Source organism: Pseudomonas sp. B21-041 (assembly GCF_024748675.1).
GTDB lineage: Bacteria > Pseudomonadota > Gammaproteobacteria > Pseudomonadales > Pseudomonadaceae > Aquipseudomonas > Aquipseudomonas neuropathica.
Map to the genome: position 1 here is coordinate 4,129,540 of NZ_CP087175.1, position 18,051 is coordinate 4,147,590.

At 60.2% G+C, this 18,051-nt stretch carries 14 protein-coding genes; 13 read left to right on the plus strand and 1 reads right to left on the minus strand.

The features are described from left to right. The first annotated feature begins 1,028 nt into the window (after positions 1-1,028). The 12 genes from LOY43_RS18205 (at position 1,029) to LOY43_RS18260 (ending at position 14,312) form a co-directional block, all read left to right on the plus strand. On the plus strand, positions 1,029-1,853 hold the full coding sequence (locus tag LOY43_RS18205) for an energy transducer TonB (RefSeq protein ID WP_258708501.1): 825 nt from the start codon (positions 1,029-1,031) through the stop codon (positions 1,851-1,853). A gap of 67 nt (positions 1,854-1,920) precedes the next feature. Next, complete coding sequence (locus tag LOY43_RS18210) at positions 1,921-2,607, plus strand: MotA/TolQ/ExbB proton channel family protein (protein WP_371857721.1); 687 nt, start codon at positions 1,921-1,923, stop codon at positions 2,605-2,607. Then, the gene (locus LOY43_RS18215; protein WP_093433931.1) at positions 2,607-3,008 is read left to right on the plus strand and encodes a biopolymer transporter ExbD; all 402 of its coding nucleotides are present in this window, start codon (positions 2,607-2,609) and stop codon (positions 3,006-3,008) included. Before LOY43_RS18210 ends, LOY43_RS18215 begins: the two co-directional genes overlap by 1 nt. 208 nt (positions 3,009-3,216) lie before the next feature. After that, positions 3,217-5,928, plus strand: a complete 2,712-nt coding sequence (locus LOY43_RS18220; RefSeq protein ID WP_176471234.1) for a TonB-dependent receptor — start codon at positions 3,217-3,219, stop codon at positions 5,926-5,928. 148 nt (positions 5,929-6,076) lie between these two features. Next, complete coding sequence (locus LOY43_RS18225; RefSeq protein ID WP_095051015.1) at positions 6,077-7,942, plus strand: extracellular solute-binding protein; 1,866 nt, start codon at positions 6,077-6,079, stop codon at positions 7,940-7,942. Between the two features lies 1 nt (position 7,943). Then, positions 7,944-9,008 (plus strand): microcin C ABC transporter permease YejB, encoded by a 1,065-nt coding sequence (locus tag LOY43_RS18230; protein WP_258708502.1) that lies wholly within the window; start codon positions 7,944-7,946, stop codon positions 9,006-9,008. Continuing rightward, on the plus strand, positions 9,008-10,030 hold the full coding sequence (locus tag LOY43_RS18235) for an ABC transporter permease (RefSeq protein WP_077573741.1): 1,023 nt from the start codon (positions 9,008-9,010) through the stop codon (positions 10,028-10,030). Before LOY43_RS18230 ends, LOY43_RS18235 begins: the two co-directional genes overlap by 1 nt. A gap of 1 nt (position 10,031) precedes the next feature. Continuing rightward, entirely contained in the window at positions 10,032-11,717 is a 1,686-nt protein-coding gene (locus LOY43_RS18240) for an ABC transporter ATP-binding protein (protein WP_258708503.1), read from the plus strand. Between the two features lie 114 nt (positions 11,718-11,831). Then, positions 11,832-12,353 (plus strand): DUF3455 domain-containing protein, encoded by a 522-nt coding sequence (locus LOY43_RS18245; protein WP_093433916.1) that lies wholly within the window; start codon positions 11,832-11,834, stop codon positions 12,351-12,353. 163 nt (positions 12,354-12,516) lie between these two features. Continuing rightward, positions 12,517-13,050, plus strand: coding sequence for a sigma-70 family RNA polymerase sigma factor (locus tag LOY43_RS18250; protein WP_258708504.1), 534 nt, complete (start codon positions 12,517-12,519; stop codon positions 13,048-13,050). Beyond that, positions 13,047-13,739 (plus strand): anti-sigma factor domain-containing protein, encoded by a 693-nt coding sequence (locus tag LOY43_RS18255; protein ID WP_220556536.1) that lies wholly within the window; start codon positions 13,047-13,049, stop codon positions 13,737-13,739. Before LOY43_RS18250 ends, LOY43_RS18255 begins: the two co-directional genes overlap by 4 nt. A gap of 132 nt (positions 13,740-13,871) precedes the next feature. Then, a complete protein-coding gene (locus tag LOY43_RS18260) occupies positions 13,872-14,312 on the plus strand; it encodes a phage infection protein (RefSeq protein ID WP_258708505.1) in 441 nt (146 codons plus the stop codon). A 70-nt stretch (positions 14,313-14,382) separates the two neighbouring features. On the opposite strand, the gene LOY43_RS18265 is transcribed toward LOY43_RS18260, so the two are convergent. Then, positions 14,383-15,474 carry a DUF1615 domain-containing protein gene (locus LOY43_RS18265; RefSeq protein WP_095051009.1) on the minus strand — a complete coding sequence of 364 codons (1,092 nt, stop codon included), beginning with the start codon at positions 15,472-15,474 and terminating at the stop codon, positions 14,383-14,385. 273 nt (positions 15,475-15,747) lie between these two features. Between LOY43_RS18265 and LOY43_RS18270 the strand changes: the two genes are divergently transcribed. Next, positions 15,748-17,952: a TonB-dependent siderophore receptor gene (locus tag LOY43_RS18270; protein ID WP_220556539.1), complete on the plus strand. Its 2,205-nt coding sequence runs from the start codon at positions 15,748-15,750 to the stop codon at positions 17,950-17,952. Positions 17,953-18,051 lie beyond the last annotated feature (99 nt).

An 18,051-nucleotide genomic window follows, 5' to 3' on the forward strand; every position in this document is an offset into this window, starting at 1 on the left:
GGCACGGTTTTCCCATGCACTCGCGACTTGCGAATTCAAACCTCGCAAAACAGCGCTTGCGGTGCCCATCCCGCACCAAGAGCAATCATCGAACGTTATCCGCGTTCTTGTAAGGTGCGATACCGAACCAAAAGTTCGCGTATCCGAGCTGGCAACAGGAGTTCACCGCGTGAATCTTCAAACGCTCTGCCGCATCACAGCCTCTTTGCATTTATCCGTTCGCCGCCGAGTTCATCCGAACAGTCCCGGCTGCCTTCACACTTACTTTATTACCTGACACTTCGACAGCGCACTGCGTTCGGCAATGAGTTATTGGCCGACGGCAGCGTGCTATTTATTTTTTAAATAAGACTCGGACATTTACTACGCAAACGCAGTGCGCATTGAACGATAGCAGGATTGTCGAACAATAACTTTCAACGCTATTGCAAGTGCACCAAAACTGCTCCACGGGTTTGAACTATTCAATACTTCAAACAGTGATTTCATTTAACCAACAACAAGGAACATGCCCCGTGAGCCGCTAAAACATTGACCCGCACCAATTCGGTCCGCCGCGCACCAGCAAGTGCCCTGGCCGCAAGCCAGGCCGCCGCTCTATCCCGCCGATCAGCGTGATATGGCGCACAGCCTGACTCGCCTGTGAAAAAGCTCCCTCGACCGGAGTAACGGCAATCTGCGCGCCATGGAAAAACCCCGACAAGGGTAAAACTTATATAAATGCGACATGGGTAACACTCATGAAATACGCACTCTACATTTCAGCAATATGTGGCACAGCGGTTGCTATGTGTAACAAGCATGAGACACCGACCGTTGTCTTACGTAATAGAAGAACAACCAGGGAATGGCTAATGAACACTCGAAGTCGATGACGCCAAGCCAGTAAGTTTGCACAAGCCTTGTTAACCGGATAGTTCAACTATCGGCTTCTGCTCACCTTGAAGAAAGTTGCACCCACCCACTCGAACATCTCCTGGATGTTCGGACGGCACCTTATTGCCCTTCATCAACCCGAGGGAGCTTTAATGAACGATGCGGTAAAGCACAGAACCCTGCCGGGGTCGTTGCGGGAAGCGCCAATTCCGCCGCCTCCGGGCAGGCCGGCGTTTAAAGCCAACACTTCGCAACCCGGCGGTCTGAATAAACAGCAGATGGTGTTGCTGGTCGCTGTGTCGGCACTGATACATGGCGGCGCCTGGTGGTTTCTCCAGCAATCCAAAACAGAGCCATTGCCAACGCCACCGCAGATTCCGGAAATGACCGTCGAGCTGACCAGCCCGACGCCACCGGCACCGCCCACACCGGAACCGCCACCACCGCCTCCTCCGCCACCGCCGCCGGAACCGGAACAACCGGTGGAAGACGAGGATGCGGTCAAACCACCGCCGAAACCGGTGGAGAAACCCAAGCCGATCGAAAAACCGAAACCGGTCGAGAAGCCGAAACCGGTGAAAAAGGTCGAGCCACCGAAAGCGCCACCGGCGCCGGCACAACCGGCGGCTCCTGCTGCCTCGGCCACCCCGAGCGCGCCACCGGCTCCTGCCGCCGCGCCGGGTCCGGTCAAGGAGTCGGCAGCGATTTCCGGTCTCGCCAGCCTTGGCAATCCGCCGCCGGAATACCCGTCGCTGGCACTGCGGCGCAACTGGGAAGGCAGCGTGGTACTGCGCATTCAGGTACTCGCCAACGGCCGCGCCGGTTCGGTGACGGTGACCAAATCCAGCGGCAAACCGCAACTGGATGACGCTGCTGTTGCCGCCGTGAAGAACTGGAAATTCATTCCGGCCAAACGCGGTGACACGCCGATTGACGGCTTCGCCACCCAGACCATCGATTTCAAATTGCCGCAATAACCGAACGCTCAATCAACGCACAACCGAATAACGCAAGCGAGGTGTCACCATGAACGATTTGTCTTCGATGATTGTCCCCGGCGTGCTCTGGGGTCTGGTGCTGTTTTCCGTGGTCAGCTGGGCGATCCTGCTGGTCAAGTCGGCGCAGTACCTGCGGCAGAAAGCGCAGAACAAACAATTCAGCAAAGCCTTCTGGGGCGCGCCGGATCTGCTCACCGCCGCCGAACACGCAAGCCAGTATCCGGGCGCGCTGGCGCGTATCGCCAGCAGCGGTTTCGAAGCGCTGCTGGTGGAAGATTCGCCGCGTACCACCCAGCAATTGGCGCACACCATCAACCGTTCGGATCGCCTGGAACGCAACCTGCGCCAGCAGATCCAGAAGGAACGTCGCTCCCTGGAAAACGGTCAGGCGATCCTCGCCAGTATTGGCAGCACCGCGCCGTTCATTGGTTTGTTCGGCACCGTGTGGGGAATCATGGAAGCGCTGAAAAGCATCGGCGAAACAGGCTCGGCCAGCCTTGAAGCGGTCGCCGGTCCCATCGGTCACGCGTTGATCGCCACCGGCGTCGGTATCGCTGTCGCCGTACCGGCGGTACTGATTTACAACTTCTTCCTGCGCCGTTTGAAACTCGCCTCGGCAGACATGGATGACTTCGCCCACGACTTCGACGCCCTCGCCTCGCGCAGTGCGTTTTCCATCAGCCGTCAGGCCATCGCCAGCAAAACCACGGCCGCCGTGCGGGAGGCCAGCTGATGTCCTTTTCCACTCAAGACAGCGATGAAGTGCTCAGCGAAATGAACGTCACGCCACTGGTCGATGTGATGCTCGTGCTGCTGGTGGTGTTCATCGTCACCGCGCCGCTGATGACCAACGCGATCAAAGTGAACCTGCCGAAAACCGACGCCGTCGCCCCCGCCGAGAAGAAGGATCCGGTGGTGGTCAGCGTCGATCAGGACGGCAAGTTCTATCTGGCCAAGACCGAGCTGGCCCCGGAATCACTGGAAGCCAGCCTCAAAGAGGTCAAGGCCAAGGACAGCGAAGTGCGCGTGCAGTTGCAGGCCGACTCCGCTGTCAATTACGGCCAGGTGGCCAAGGCCATGGCGTCTATCGAACGCTCGGGCATTACCAAAATATCGGTGATGACCACCCACTGAGTGCGGTGCCGGCCGCGTACTGAAAACACGCGTCCGGCACCGCTGACCGAATCCCGTCGTAAACGGCCGACCGAAAAAACGCCACGCGTCTTCGGAGGGGATCGGCTTGCTTGAAGAAAGTGGTTTTCCGCACGCGGTATCACCGATAGCGGAGCAATGAGGGGCTCACAAGGCCAATTCGATAACGTCTAAAAAGTCGGAAATAACCATGCTGATGAACACTCCACGCTTCACGCTCAAACCATTGGTGGCAACGATTTCTCGCCACCGTTTTGTTCCGTTGTATCTGGTGGCCATGGGGATGGGCGCCGGGACTGTGCAGGCGGCCGAGGACGACAACGCTAACGTCCCGGCAGCTGCGGCGGTGGTTGCGCCGACCACGCAACTGCAACGGGTGGAAGTGACCGGTTCGGCGATTCGCCGGGTCGATGCGGAAACGGCGGTGCCGATCACCATTCTCAAGGCCGATGAGCTGCGCAAACAGGGCGTGACCACCACCGCCGAACTGGTGCAGCGCATCACCGGCAGCCAGTCGATCAACAACAGCGCCGGCTCCGTGGGCGCAGCCACTGGCGGCGCCTCATTCGCCGACATGCGCGGCATCGGCGCAAACAAGACGCTGGTGCTGCTCAACGGTCGACGCCTGGCCAACAACGCCTTGTCGGGGACCAACTCGGCCGGCGGCGCGGTGGATCTGAACATGATCCCGTTTGCCGCCATCGAACGTGTGGAAGTGCTGCGCGACGGCGCCTCGGCCCTGTACGGCACCGACGCCATCGGCGGCGTGATCAACTTCATCACCAAGAAATCCCTGACCGACGGCCAATTGACCCTCGGCGGCGAAACCCCGACCCACAGCGGCGGCGGTGCAACCAAAGACATGAGCGCCAGTTGGGGCTACGGCGATCTGGAAGAAGACCGTTTCAACGTCCTCGGCGTGTTCAACTACAACAAGCAGCAGAACCTCGACGCCAACGACCGCTCCTTCGCCACCGACTACGCCCCCGGTCGCGGCCTCGATCAGACCTCCGGCACCGCGTTCCCCGGCAACTACAGTCAGAATGGCAACGCCACCAACCCGTTGGCCAACAGCAATTGCAACGGCCCCAACCTGATCGCCCGCGACGGTTTGTGCCGCTTCAGCACCCGCGAATACATCGACCTGGTGCCGCAAACCGAGAAGACCTCGTTCTTCGGCAAAACCACCGGCAAACTCGGCGACGACCACAACGTCAACCTCGAATACTTCTGGTCGCGCAACAACAACGCCACGGCGATCGGCCCTGCGCCGTTGACCGGTCTGAGCCTCGATTCCTCGTCGCCCTACTATCCCGGCAACGGCATCACCCCGGCGCCAACCGATTTCGCCCTCGACCCGACCCAACCGGTGGACGTCAACTGGCGTGAAACCGCTGCCGGCCCGCGTGAATCGAAAGACCAGAACACCAGCCAGCGCTTCCTGCTCAGTTTCGATGGTCTGGTCGCCGGCTGGGATTACAACGTCGGCGCCTCGTACAACCAGAACAAAATCGTCTCCAGCGTCACCAATGGCTTTGTCAGCGACCAGGCGATGATCAATGGTCTGGCCAGTGGTTTGCTCAACCCGTTCGGCCCGCAGTCCGCCGCCGGTCAGCAGTACATCGACAACGCGGCCTACCACGGTGCCTACTCCACTGCTGTGGGCCGTGTAGCCGGTTTCGATGGTCGTATCAGTCGTGAAATCGGCGACTGGTTCGGCGCAGGTCCGTCCGGTCTGGCCCTGGGTGGCGAGTACCGCAAAGAGAAATTCCATCAGGATTTCGAGTCGTTCGCCGGCGACATCCAGAGCCTCGGCATCGACCCGGCCGGCAGCGTCGAAGGCGACCGCAGCGTGAAAGCCGCCTACGCGGAAATCAACGTGCCGGTGCTCGACAGCCTCGAACTGTCCGCCGCCGTGCGTCACGACAAATACAGCGACTTCGGCAGCACCACCAACCCGAAATATTCGTTCCGTTATCAACCGTTGAAAGAGCTGGTGGTACGTGGCGCCTACAGCGAAGGCTTCCGTGCGCCGTCGCTGTATGAGTTGTATTCGCCGCGCAGCATCACCTTCACCCAGGGCTACTACAACGACCCGGTGCTGTGTACCGGCGGCGTAGTGCAACCAGGCGGCAACGGCGGCCGCGATTGCGGTCAGCAGTTCCTCAACCAGATCGGCGGCAACGAAGACCTGGCCCCGGAAAAGGCGCGTAACGTGACCCTCGGCTTCGTCTATCAGCCGATCAACAACCTCTCGGTAGGTCTGGATTTCTGGTGGATCCACATCTCCAACCAGATCCAGCCGTTCCCGGAATCCACCGTGTTTGATCAGGCCGGCTCTTACCCGGATCGCTTCGTGCGCAACGCCGATGGCACGCTCAACTACATCGTCACCGGCAACGCCAACCTCGGCATCGTGGAAACCAACGGTGTCGATGTGTCGCTGGACTATCGCTTCCCGAACACGCCGTACGGTCAGTTCGGTCTGGGGCTGCAAGGCACTTATGTTGACGAGTACGACTTCCAGAGCACCATCAAAGGCCCGTTTACCGACAAGGTCGGCGACTTTCAGGGTGACGGCGTGATCGCACGCTGGAAGCACAACCTCACCGGCAGCTGGACCTTCGGCGCGGCGCGGGCAGCACTGACCAACCGTTTCACCACGGGTTACAACGACTACGACCGCGACACCCACGCGCGCGTGGCGTCGTATTCGGTCTGGGATCTGTCGGCCGGTTACACCTTCAACAAGGTGCTGGATGTCGATGCCGGGATGAAGAATGTGTTCGACCGCAACCCGCCGTTTTCCAACCAGGCCTACAACTTCCAGAGCGGCTATGACCCGCGCTACACCGACCCGCTGGGCCGTACTTTGTTTGCGCGCATGACGTACCACTTCTAACCAAGAGCACCGCAACTCCTGTAGGAGTGAGCCTGCTCGCGATAGCGTTTTTTCAGTCAACCTTGCAGGGTCTGACTTGGCCTCATCGCGAGCAGGCTCACTCCTACAGTTTTGATCTGTGTGCATTCAGGAATTGAGGAGTGATTGCATGAGTTTTTTGCGCAACATGGCTGGCCTGCTTTTGGGCAGTGCGCTGCTGTGCACCGGCACTTCGGCGCTGGCCGGCGGCAGCTATGCGCTGACGGTGTACGGCGAAGCGCCGAAGTATCCGGCGAACTTCGAGCATTTCGATTTCGTCGATCCCAAGGCGCCCAAGGGCGGTTCGCTCAGCCGTGCGTCGATGGAGATCGGCCAATACAACTACATCAGCCCGTATGCCGATCAGGGCATTTCCGTGGTGCAGGTCAACGACTGGGTGTATTCGCCATTGGCGTTTCGTTCGCTGGACGAGCCGTACACCGTTTATGCACTGGTCGCGCAGCAGATCGAGCGCGACCCCGATGGACTCTGGGTGCGCTTCACCCTCAATCCACAAGCACGTTTCGCCGACGGCACGCCGATCACCGCTGAAGACGTGCGCTACACCTTCAACCTGTTGATGACCAAGGGCAGCCTGAGTTATCGCCAGCAATACGCCGATGTGCAAGACGTGCTGATCGAAGGCCCACGACAGGTGCGCTTCACCTTCAAGAACAACCTCAACCGCACCCTCGCACTGGATCTGGCGACGATGCGCGTGGTCCCCGAACACTGGTGGAAAACCCGCGACTTCGCCAATGGCGGCGGTTTCGAGCCACCGCTGGGCAGCGGCCCGTACCGGGTGAGCAAGGTCGACGCCGGGCGCAGTATCAGTTTCGAACGTGATCCGGACTGGTGGGGCAAGGACTTGCCGGTCAGTCGCGGCATGTACAACTTCGACACGCTCACGGTGAATTTCTACGGTGACACCGACGTCGCCCGGCAACTGCTGCAGGCCGGCGCGTTCGACTACAACCGCGAGTTCTCCTCGTCCGGTTATGTGGTCGGCTATGACAGCCCGGCATTGCGCGACGGTCGTTTGCAACAGTCGATCCTCGCCCCGGACAAACCCACCGCCGCTCAGGGCTTCGTGTTCAACCTGCAGAACCCGTTCTTCAAGGATCGCCGCGTGCGTCAGGCGATCAGCCTGCTGTGGGATTTCGAGTGGACCAACAAACAGATGATGCGCGGCTTCTACGTGCGCCAGAACAGCTTCTGGCCGAAGAGTGAAATGGCCGCCACCGCGCTACCTGATGCCGAAGAATTGAAGATCCTCGAACCGCTGCGTGGGCAGATTCCCGACGAGGTTTTCACCACGGTGTACCAGGCACCGAAAACCGATGGCAGTGGCTACATCCGCGACAAACAACTGCAAGCGCTGAAGCTGCTCGCCGAGGCCGGCTGGACGCCGCAACACAATCGTCTGGTCAACGCTGCGGGTGAGCCGCTGGAGTTCACTTTCCTCGACGGTCAGGGCGGCTTCGATCGCATGTTGCTGCCGTTCAAACGCACCCTCGCGCAGATCGGCATTACGCTCAATCTGCGCCGGATCGATTCGGCGCAATACATCAACCGCCTCAACGCCCGCGACTACGACATGATCGTCGTCGCTTTCCCGCGCAGCGGCGATCCGATCGTCTCTCCCGGCCGCGAGTTGTACAGCCTGTACGCCTCGCAAAGCGCCACGCAAGTCGGCAGTTCGAACTCGATGGTGCTGGCCAATCCGGCGGTCGATCAACTGATTGACGGACTGGTCCAGGCCAACAGCCGCGAAGCCATGGTGCATTACGCCCGCGCCCTCGATCGGGTGCTGCAATGGGGTTACTACATGATTCCCAACTACTACTCCAAAGGCACACCGACGGTGTATCAGAACCGCTTCGGCATGCCACCCGTGCAACCGGCGTATGACGAAGGCCTCAACACCTGGTGGGAGGTAGCGGCCAAGGCGCTGACCACCCAGCAGATGCACTCTCAACTCGCGGGGGGCCAGTGACATGCTGCGTTATCTGAGCCGACGATTGCTGCTGATCATCCCGACGCTGCTGTGCATTCTGGTGGTGAATTTTCTGATTGTGCAGGCCGCGCCAGGTGGGCCGGTGGAGCAAGCCATCGCCCGCTTGCAAGGCTTCGGCGGGCACAGCGTGGGCGGTGGTGGCGAGGTTACTGCGGTTGGCGGCGCGGGCCGCAGCAGCCGTGGCCTCGATCCGGCGTTGATCGAGGAGATCAAACACCATTACGGCTTCGACAAGCCGATGCACGAACGCCTGTGGTTGATGCTGAAAAACTACGCGCAGCTGGATCTGGGTAGCAGTTTTTTTCGCGGCGCCAAGGTTACTGATCTGATCGTGCAGAAGTTGCCGGTGTCGCTGTCGCTGGGTCTATGGGCGACGTTGATCACTTACCTGATTTCCATTCCGCTGGGCATTCGCAAAGCGATCAAGAACGGCAGCGCGTTTGATGTCTGGAGCAGCACGGCGATCATCATCGGCTACGCGATGCCGGCGTTCCTGTTCGCGATTCTGTTGATCGTGGTGTTTGCCGGTGGCAGCTACGTCAACTGGTTTCCGGTGCAGGGGCTGGTCTCGGATAACTTCGACAGCCTCAGCACGATGGGCAAGGTCGGCGACTACCTTTGGCACCTGGTGTTGCCGGTGACGGCGCTGGTGATTGGCGGCTTCGCCACGTTGACGATCCTGACAAAGAACAGCTTCCTCAACGAAATCAGCCGCCAGTACGTGATCACCGCGCGGGCCAAGGGTCTGACTGAGCGTCGCGTGCTCTATGGCCACGTGTTTCGCAATGCGATGTTGTTGGTGGTGGCCGGAGTGCCGTCAGCACTGATCGAGGTGTTTTTCGCCGGCTCCCTGCTGATCGAAACCATCTTCAACCTCGACGGCCTCGGGCGCATGAGCTACGAAGCGGCGGTGTCGCGCGACTATCCGGTGGTGTTCGGTGCGTTGTTCCTGTTCACCCTGTTCGGCCTGTTGATCAAGCTGATCGGCGACCTCTGCTACACCCTGCTCGACCCGCGCATCGACTTTTCGGCGAGGACTGCCTGATGTTCACTCTTTCTCCCCTTGGTCAACGTCGCGTTGCGCAGTTCAAGGCCAATCGACGTGGGCGCTGGTCGTTGTGGCTGTTTATCGGTCTGTGCCTGATTTGTCTGGGCGGTGAGTTGATCGCCAACGACAAGCCGTTGGTGATCCGTTATCACGACGCTTTTTACTTCCCGATCCTCAGCGATTACCTGGAAACCGATTTCGGCGGCGAGCTGCCGTTTCAGCCGGATTACGCCAGCAGCTACGTGCACAAACTGATCGAGGATCAGGGCGGCTGGATGCTGTTTCCGCCGATCCCGTTCAGTTACGACACGGTCAATTACGACCTCAGCGAACCGGCGCCGAGTCCGCCGTCATCGAGCAACTGGCTGGGCACCGATGATCAGGCGCGGGATGTGTTGGCGCGGGTGATTTTCGGCACGCGAATATCGATTCTGTTTGCGCTGATTCTCACCGGCATCAGTGCATTGATCGGCATCGTCGCCGGGGCGTTGCAGGGTTATTACGGTGGCTGGGTCGACTTGCTCGGGCAACGGGTGCTGGAGATCTGGTCGGGGTTGCCGGTGCTGTACCTGCTGATCATTTTGTCCGGCTTCGTCTCGCCGAGTTTCTGGTGGTTGCTGGGGATCATGGCGCTGTTTTCCTGGCTGGCACTGGTCGACGTGGTGCGCGCCGAGTTTCTGCGTGGACGCAATCTGGAATACGTCAAAGCCGCGCGAGCGCTGGGCCTGACCGACAACGAGCTGATGTGCCGGCACATCCTGCCCAACGCGATGACCTCCACCCTCACCTACCTGCCGTTCATTCTCACCGGCGCCATCGCCACCCTGACTGCGCTGGATTTTCTCGGCTTCGGCATGCCGGCCGGCACCGCGTCGCTGGGCGAATTGATCGGACAGGCCAAGCGCAATCTGCAAGCGCCATGGCTGGGGCTAACGGCGTTTTTTGCTTTGGCGCTGATTTTGTCGTTGTTGGTTTTCATCGGTGAGGCTTGCCGTGATGCATTTGATCCCCGGAGCTGACATGAACGACAACCTGATTGAAATTCGCGATCTGCGCGTCGCATTCGCCGGACAAGAAGTGGTGCACGGTTTGAACCTGGATATCCGCCGCGGCGAGTGCCTGGCACTGGTCGGAGAGTCCGGCTCAGGCAAGTCGGTGACCGCGCATTCGATCCTGCGTTTGTTGCCGGGCAAGAACGTCAGCAGCAGCGGCGCGATCCGCTACAACGGCGTGGACTTATTGCACGCCAGCGAGCAGCAGATGCGCGGCCTGCGCGGCAACCGCATTGCGATGATTTTCCAGGAGCCGATGACCTCGCTGAACCCGCTGCACACGGTGGAAAAGCAAATCAGCGAAGTACTGGAGATTCACAAAGGCCTCAAGGGCCGCGCTGCCCGTGAACGGACGTTGGAGCTGTTGGAACTGGTCGGCATTCGCCAGCCGGTGCAGCGCTTGAAAGCCTATCCGCATCAACTTTCCGGTGGTCAACGGCAACGGGTGATGATTGCGATGGCGCTGGCGAATGAGCCGGAATTGTTGATCGCTGACGAGCCGACCACGGCGCTCGACGTCACGGTGCAGCAGAAGATTCTTGAGTTGTTGATCGAGTTGCAGCAACGCCTCGGCATGTCGCTGTTGCTGATCAGTCACGACCTCAATCTGGTACGGCGCATCGCGCAACGGGTATGCGTGATGCGCCATGGTGAAATCGTCGAGCAGGCGGATTGCGAGGCGCTGTTTCGCGCGCCGCAGCATCCTTACAGTCGGTTGTTGATCGAGGCCGAACCGAGCGGTGCGCCGGTGCCCAGTGAGTACGACCACAACCTGCTCGAAGTCGATGATTTGAAGGTGTGGTTTCCATTGCCCAAGGCGTTGTTCAGTCGCCAGCAGGATTACATCAAAGCCGTGGACGGCGTGAGTTTCACCCTGCAACGCGGCAAGACTTTGGGGATTGTCGGTGAGTCGGGTTCGGGTAAATCGACGCTGGGTCAGGCGATCCTGCGGTTGGTCGAGTCCGAGGGCAATATCCGTTTTGGTAACAAGCAACTGAGCTTGCTCAATCAACGTTTGATGCGGCCGTTGCGGCGGCAGATTCAAGTGGTGTTCCAGGACCCGTTCGGCAGCCTCAGCCCACGGATGTCAGTGCAGCAGATTATTGCCGAAGGCTTGCTGACTCACGGTATCGGCACTGAGGCTGAGCGGGAAGCGGCGGTGATCCGGGTGCTGGAGGAAGTCGGCCTCGATCCGCAGAGCCGCCATCGTTATCCCCACGAGTTTTCCGGTGGCCAGCGCCAGCGCATCTCCATCGCCCGCGCACTGGTGCTGGAGCCGGCGCTTATTCTGCTCGATGAGCCGACCTCGGCGCTGGATCGCACGGTGCAGAAACAGGTGGTGGAGTTGTTGCGGCAATTGCAGATCAGGCATGGGCTGACCTATTTGTTCATCAGCCATGATCTGGCGGTGGTACATGCGCTGGCGCATGACTTGATGGTGATCAAGGATGGCAAGGTGGTTGAGCAGGGTTCTTCACGCGAGATTTTCGCCGCACCCAAACACCCTTATACCCAGGAACTCCTGAAAGCCTCCGGCCTCAAGCCCGACACAAAACCCTGTGGGAGCTGGCTTGCCAGCGATGGCGCCGGGTCAGTCGACATCCCCTTCGCTGACCCACCGCTATCGCTGGCAAGCCAGCTCCCACAGGTATAGAAGTGATCCAAAAAATATTTTTCAGGCACTGCATCCAAACGCCTCCGTCACGGGTAGTCCCTGTAACAGCCCTCTTCGGCTGTCAGCGGTCTACCCCTTTCGGAGATAACACTGATGAACATCACCCAGCTGATTGGCCTCACCGGTTTGCTCGCCCTGTCCTCGACAACCTTCGCCCAAAGCAGTTACCCCGACGCGATCAAAGTGCCGGACGGCCACAAGATTGCGATGGAAACCACCGGCGTCGGCGAGATCACCTACGAGTGCCGCGACAAGCCCAACGCGGCCGGGCAGACCGAGTGGACGTTTGTCGGTCCGAAAGCGGTGCTCAATGATCGCAGCGGCAAGCAGGTCGGCACCTACTTCGGCCCGCCAGCGACCTGGCAGGCCAAGGACGGTTCGAAAGTCACCGGCACGCAACTGGCCGTGGCGCCGTCGACTCCGGGCAACCTGCCCTATCAACTGGTCAAGGCCAACCCCGCCGAGGGTAAAGGCGCGATGAGCGGCGTGAGTTACATCCAGCGTGTCGCGCTCAAGGGCGGCGTGGCACCGGGCAGTGAATGCACGACGGCGAACAAGGGCAAGCAGGAAGTGGTGAAGTACCAGGCTGATTACATTTTCTGGGCGGCGAACTGATCTCCGGAACACCACAAATCCCCTGTAGGAGTGAGCCTGCTCGCGATAGCGGTGTATCAGTGAAGAATATGCTGCTGATACACCGCTATCGCGAGCAGGCTCACTCCTACAAGGGGAATTATGTGTTCTGGATGTTTACGGAATGTGAGCTAGATTGCACGACATGCCTTTAGCCGAATCCGTTTTCGATTACGAAGCCCATCTCGCTGCCTGTGCCCGTGGCGAGCGTGCGGCCCTGCGCGATTTGTATGTGCAGGAAGGCCCGCGTCTGCTCGGCGTGGCCAAGCGCCTGGTGCGCGATACGGCGCTGGCGGAGGACATTGTTCATGAGGCCTTCATCAAGATCTGGAACGGCGCGGTGGGGTTTGACCCGGCGCGCGGTTCGGCGCGTGGCTGGATGTTCAGCGTGACCCGGCATCTGGCGCTGAATCTGCTGCGTGATCACGGCCGGGAAACGCCGTTCAGCGAGGCCCACGAAACCGCTGCGGACGATGCCAGCTTCGACGCCCACGCGCATTCGGCGCGCATCTACCATTGCCTTGAACAGCTGGAGCCACAACGGCGCAGTTGCGTCCTGCATGCTTACGTCGACGGCTACAGCCACGCGCAAATTGCCGCGCGCCTCGACACGCCGCTGGGCACCGTCAAAGCGTGGATCAAGCGCAGCCTCAATGCCTTGCGGGAGTGCATGGGATGACCAGCGAATCAGCGCAAGAACGGGATGAACTGGCCGGCGAATATGTGCTCGGCACGCTGTCGTTCGAACAGCGCAGCGAGGTGCAACGGCGTTTGCCGAATGATCCGCAATTGCGCGCAGCGGTAGACGCCTGGGAGCGGCGTCTGCTGGAGCTGACGGATCTCGCGGAGCCGCAGCAACCCTCGGCGCAGTTGTGGCAACGCATCGAGCGCAGTATCGGGCGACTGGCGCGGCAAGCACCTTCAACTTCATGGTGGAACCTGCTGCCGCTCTGGCGTGGGTTGAGCGCAGCCGGTTTGGCCGCGACGTTGATTCTGGGTTCTATCCTGCTGACCCAGACCACGCCGAAACCCAGCTATCTGGTGGTGCTGGTTGCGCCGCAGGACAAAGCCCCGGGCTGGGTGATTCAGGCGAGCAATTCGCATGAAATTCAACTGATCCCGCTCGGCGTGGTTGAGGTACCAGCCGACAAGGCTCTGGAATTCTGGACCAAGGCTGACGGCTGGCAGGGGCCGGTTTCGCTGGGGCTGGTCAAACCCGGGCAGGCCTTGTCGGTGCCGCTGGACAAGTTACCGCCGCTGCAACCCAATCAGCTATTCGAGCTGACACTTGAGGGCGCCAATGGCTCGCCGATCGGCAAACCGACCGGGCCGATTCAGGCGATCGGGCGTGCGGTGAAGGTGCTGTGAGGCTCTGATCTGCGGGTTCCGGCAACCATCATCGGCATCGATGTTCACCATCACGGCAATGAAGTTCTCATAAAAAATCCCGGGCGTAACATCTGCTCCATACCAACCAACAACACCCCGGAGCACACCATCATGAAACGCCAAACTCTTCTCGGTATCGCTTTCTCGGTCTTCGCTATCAACGCTTTCGCCGCTACCCCGGCCCACACCATGATCGCCGAAGGCGGCTCGGACAAACTGATCGAAAGCCGTGTGGCTGAAGGTGGTTCGGATCGTCTGATCGAACGTCGCGTTGCTGAAGGTGGCGCTGATCGTCTGCTGGAACGTCGCGTCGCTGAAGGTGGTTCGGATCGTCTGATCGAACGTCGCGTCGCCGAAGGTGGTTCGGATCGTCTGATCGAACGTCGCGTCGCTGAAGGTGGTTCGGATCGTCTGATCGAACGTCGCGTTGCTGAAGGTGGCGCTGATCGTCTGCTGGAACGTCGCGTTGCCGAAGGTGGTTCGGATCGTCTGATCGAACGTCGCGTTGCCGAAGGTGGCTCGGATCGTCTGATCGAACGTCGCGTTGCCTGATGATTGGCTGTAAGCGCAACAACCCAGAGAAACCCGGCTCCCTTGGCCGGGTTTTTTATGTCTGCCTGATTTATCCGGCCTTGGCCATGCAGCGCTTGTAGCGCTCGTCCACGCGCTTGGCGAACCAAGCTGTGGTGAGTTTGCGGGTGATCTTCGGGCTCTGCAGCACGATCCCCGGCAACACCGCGCGCGGCAGCTTTTTCCCCTCCGCTTGCTCCGCCAGTTCGAACACTCGCTGATAGAGCTTGGTCTCTTCGAATTCCAGGGTTTTGCCCTCCTCCAATTGGTCGCGAATCGTCGGGTTGCGCATGCCCAGCGACTTGCCGAGGGTGCGCACCGCCAGTTCCGTGCCGCCGGGCATGATCGAGTCGTAGCGGATCAGGTCGCCATCGAGCGCCAGCGGGATGCCCGAAGCGCGGCTCACCGCATTCTGAAACGCGGCATTGCGACTGGCGTACCAACCGGCGTTGAAATCGGCAAACCGATACAGCGGCTCGCGATAACTCACCGGATAACCGAGCAAATGTGCGATGCCGAAATACATGCCACCACGGCGGCTGAACACTTCACGGCGGATCGTGCCGTCAACCGGATACGGATAATCCTTGGCGTGCTGTTCGGCAAATTCGATGCTGACCTGCATCGGCCCGCCGGTGTGCACCGGGTTAAAACCGCCGAACAGCGTACGGCCCATCGGCACCCGGCCGATGAAGTCGTCGAAAATACCACTGAGTTCTTTCTCACTGCGCGCCGTATTCAAGCGTTCGCTGTAGGTCCTGCCGTTGGTTGAGCGCACTTGCAGCGCGCCGCTGACCAACAAGCTGGGGATGTGCACTTTGGCGGCGCGACGGTCGATTTCGTCGCGAGCGATTTTGCCCAGGCCTGGCACCGTGGGGTCGGCCTGGAAGGTCGATTCCTGCTCGGCCACGGCCAGCACCGAGCAAAGATTTTGCGTGGTCGGGCTGATGTTCTGCGCGGCAAACGCGGCGTAGATATCGGTGGCCCAGCCTTGGCGATCGGCAGTCTTGGCCGGCATCAGCCGCACGATCTCGGCCTTCACTTCAGCAGGCGCACGGGGCACCGGCTCGGTACTGCGTTGCCCCGCGCAACCGGCGAGCACCAGCAGTACGGCGAGCGTGATCGGTAATTGAAAGTTGTGCATGAAGCTTTATCCAGTCCGTTAAGCCCAAACCACCATACACAATCCGTGTAGGAGCTGCCGCAGGCTGCGATCTTTTGATTTTAAAAAACAAGATCAAAAGATCGCAGCCTGCGGCAGCTCCTACAGGTGATGTGTGTTTTGAGAGGGTGATGACAAACTGATTGCAAAACGTTACTGAGAAAACCTATCATTTGCGCCTGGAGTCGCATTTGCGCAAGGAGTTCCCGCGCCGCCCTTATTTTTCTCACCGGCCGTGCGCCTCCAGGTATCTACATGCCCGTTCCAGCTCGACTCGCCGTCCCGTTTCGCCCGACGCTTCTCGCCCTGCTGTGTTCCCTGACCATCACCGCCCAAGCCGCAGAAGGCGATACCAAAGCGCTGGTGCTGGACGACGTCAACGTCAACGCCCAAGCCCCGACGCCCAACGCCCTGCCCCCGGTTTACGCGGGTGGTCAGGTCGCCCGTGGTGGTCAACTCGGCGTGCTCGGCAATCAGGACATGATGGACGTGCCGTTCAGCGCCGCGTCCTACACCGAACAATTGATTCAGGATCAGCAGGCCGAAGACGTCGCCGACGTGCTGCTCAACGATTCCTCGGTACGTCAGGCGTCCGGTTACGGCAACCAGGCGCAGGTCTTCATGATCCGTGGCTTGCCACTGAACGGCGACGACATTTCCTATAACGGCCTGTACGGCGTGCTGCCCCGGCAGATCATTTCCACCGATGCCCTGGAGCGCGTGGAAGTGTTCAAAGGCCCGAACGCCTTTATCAACGGCGTGACCCCGACCGGTTCCGGCATCGGCGGCGGCGTCAATCTGCAACCGAAACGCGCCGGTGATGTGCCGCTGCGGCGTTACACCACCGACATCAACAGCGAAGGCCGCATCGGTCATCACTTCGACATCGGTCAGCGTTTCGGTGAAGACAACCGCTTCGGCGCCCGGATCAACCTGTCCCAGCGTGAAGGTGACACCGGTATCGATCACGAGAACCAGCGTTCGAAACTGTTCGCCATCGGCCTCGATTATCGCGGCGACGCCCTGCGCCTCTCCGGCGACTTCGCCTACCAGAAAGAACGCGTCAACGGTGGTCGTAACTCGGTCAACCTCGGCACTGCCACGCACATTCCAGACGCGCCCTCGGCCGACACCAACTACGCGCCGAAGTGGGGCTACACCGACATCGAAGACACCTTCGGCATGCTTCGCGCCGAGTACGACCTGAACGACAACTGGACTGCCTACGCCGCTGGCGGCGCCAAGCACACCCGCGAAGTCGGGCGCTACAACTCGACCACGCTGGTCGGTAACAACGGCGCGTCGTTCACCACCGGCTCGTTCATTCCGCACGACGAAGACAACACCAGCGTGATGGCCGGCCTCAACGGTAAATTCAACACCGGGTCGGTCAGCCACAAGCTCAACTTCGGCCTGACCGGCATCTGGGCCGAGCAGCGCAGCGCCTATGATTTTGACCTGACCCAATACGCCAACAACATCTACCACCCGGTGCAAACGCCGTCGCCGGTGGGCAACTTTGCCGGCGGCGACTTGAATGATCCCGGCATCGTCGGCAAGACCTTCAACCGCAGCATCGCACTCTCTGACACCCTCGGTTTCTTCGATGATCGCCTGCTGGTCACCGCCGGCCTGCGTCGCCAGCAACTGGTGGTGCAAGGCTACAACTACGCCAGTTGGGGCAGCGGCGGTCGCAAGTCGAGCTACGACGAATCGATCACCACACCCGTCTACGGCGTGGTGTTCAAGCCGTGGGACCATGTGTCGTTCTACGCCAACCACATCGAAGGTCTGGCCCAGGGCCCGACTTCGCCGACCAGTTCCGGTGGTTTCCGTGTCACCAACGGCAACGAAGTCTATGCGCCGAAACGCTCCAAGCAGACCGAAGTCGGGGTGAAAGTCGACATGGGCACTTACGGCGCCAGCCTCGGTGTTTATCGCATCGAGCAGCCGAGCGATGGTTACTGCGAAATCGACAGTGCGACTACCTGCACCTACGTGCGTGAAGGCGAGCAGATCAACAAAGGCGTGGAAATGAACGTGTTCGGCGAACCGATCAATGGTCTGCGCCTGATCAGCGGTCTGACCCTGATGGACACCGAACTGAAGAACACTCTCAATGGCGCCAACGACGGCAACCGTGCGATCGGTGTGCCGACCTTCCAGTTCAACGCTGGTGCGGATTGGGACGTGCCGGGTCTGCAAGGCGTGGCGCTGAATGCGCGGATGCTGCGTACCGGCGGTCAATACGCTGACGCGGCGAACAACCTCAGCCTGCCGACCTGGAACCGCTTCGATGCGGGGGCGCGTTATGCGTTCAAGGTGTCGGAGAAGGACGTGACCGTGCGTCTGGGCGTGGAAAATCTGGCGAACAAGAAGTATTGGGAATCGGCTCAAGGGGGGTATCTGACTCAGGGTGAGCCGCGGGTGGCGAAGTTGTCCGGGACTATTGATTTCTAAGGCTGAAAAGCCCCTCATCGGAACGCCGCCCGCCTAACCCTCTCCCAGAGGGAGAGGGGACTGACCGTGGTGTTCTTGCAAGTTACACCGACCTGAAAT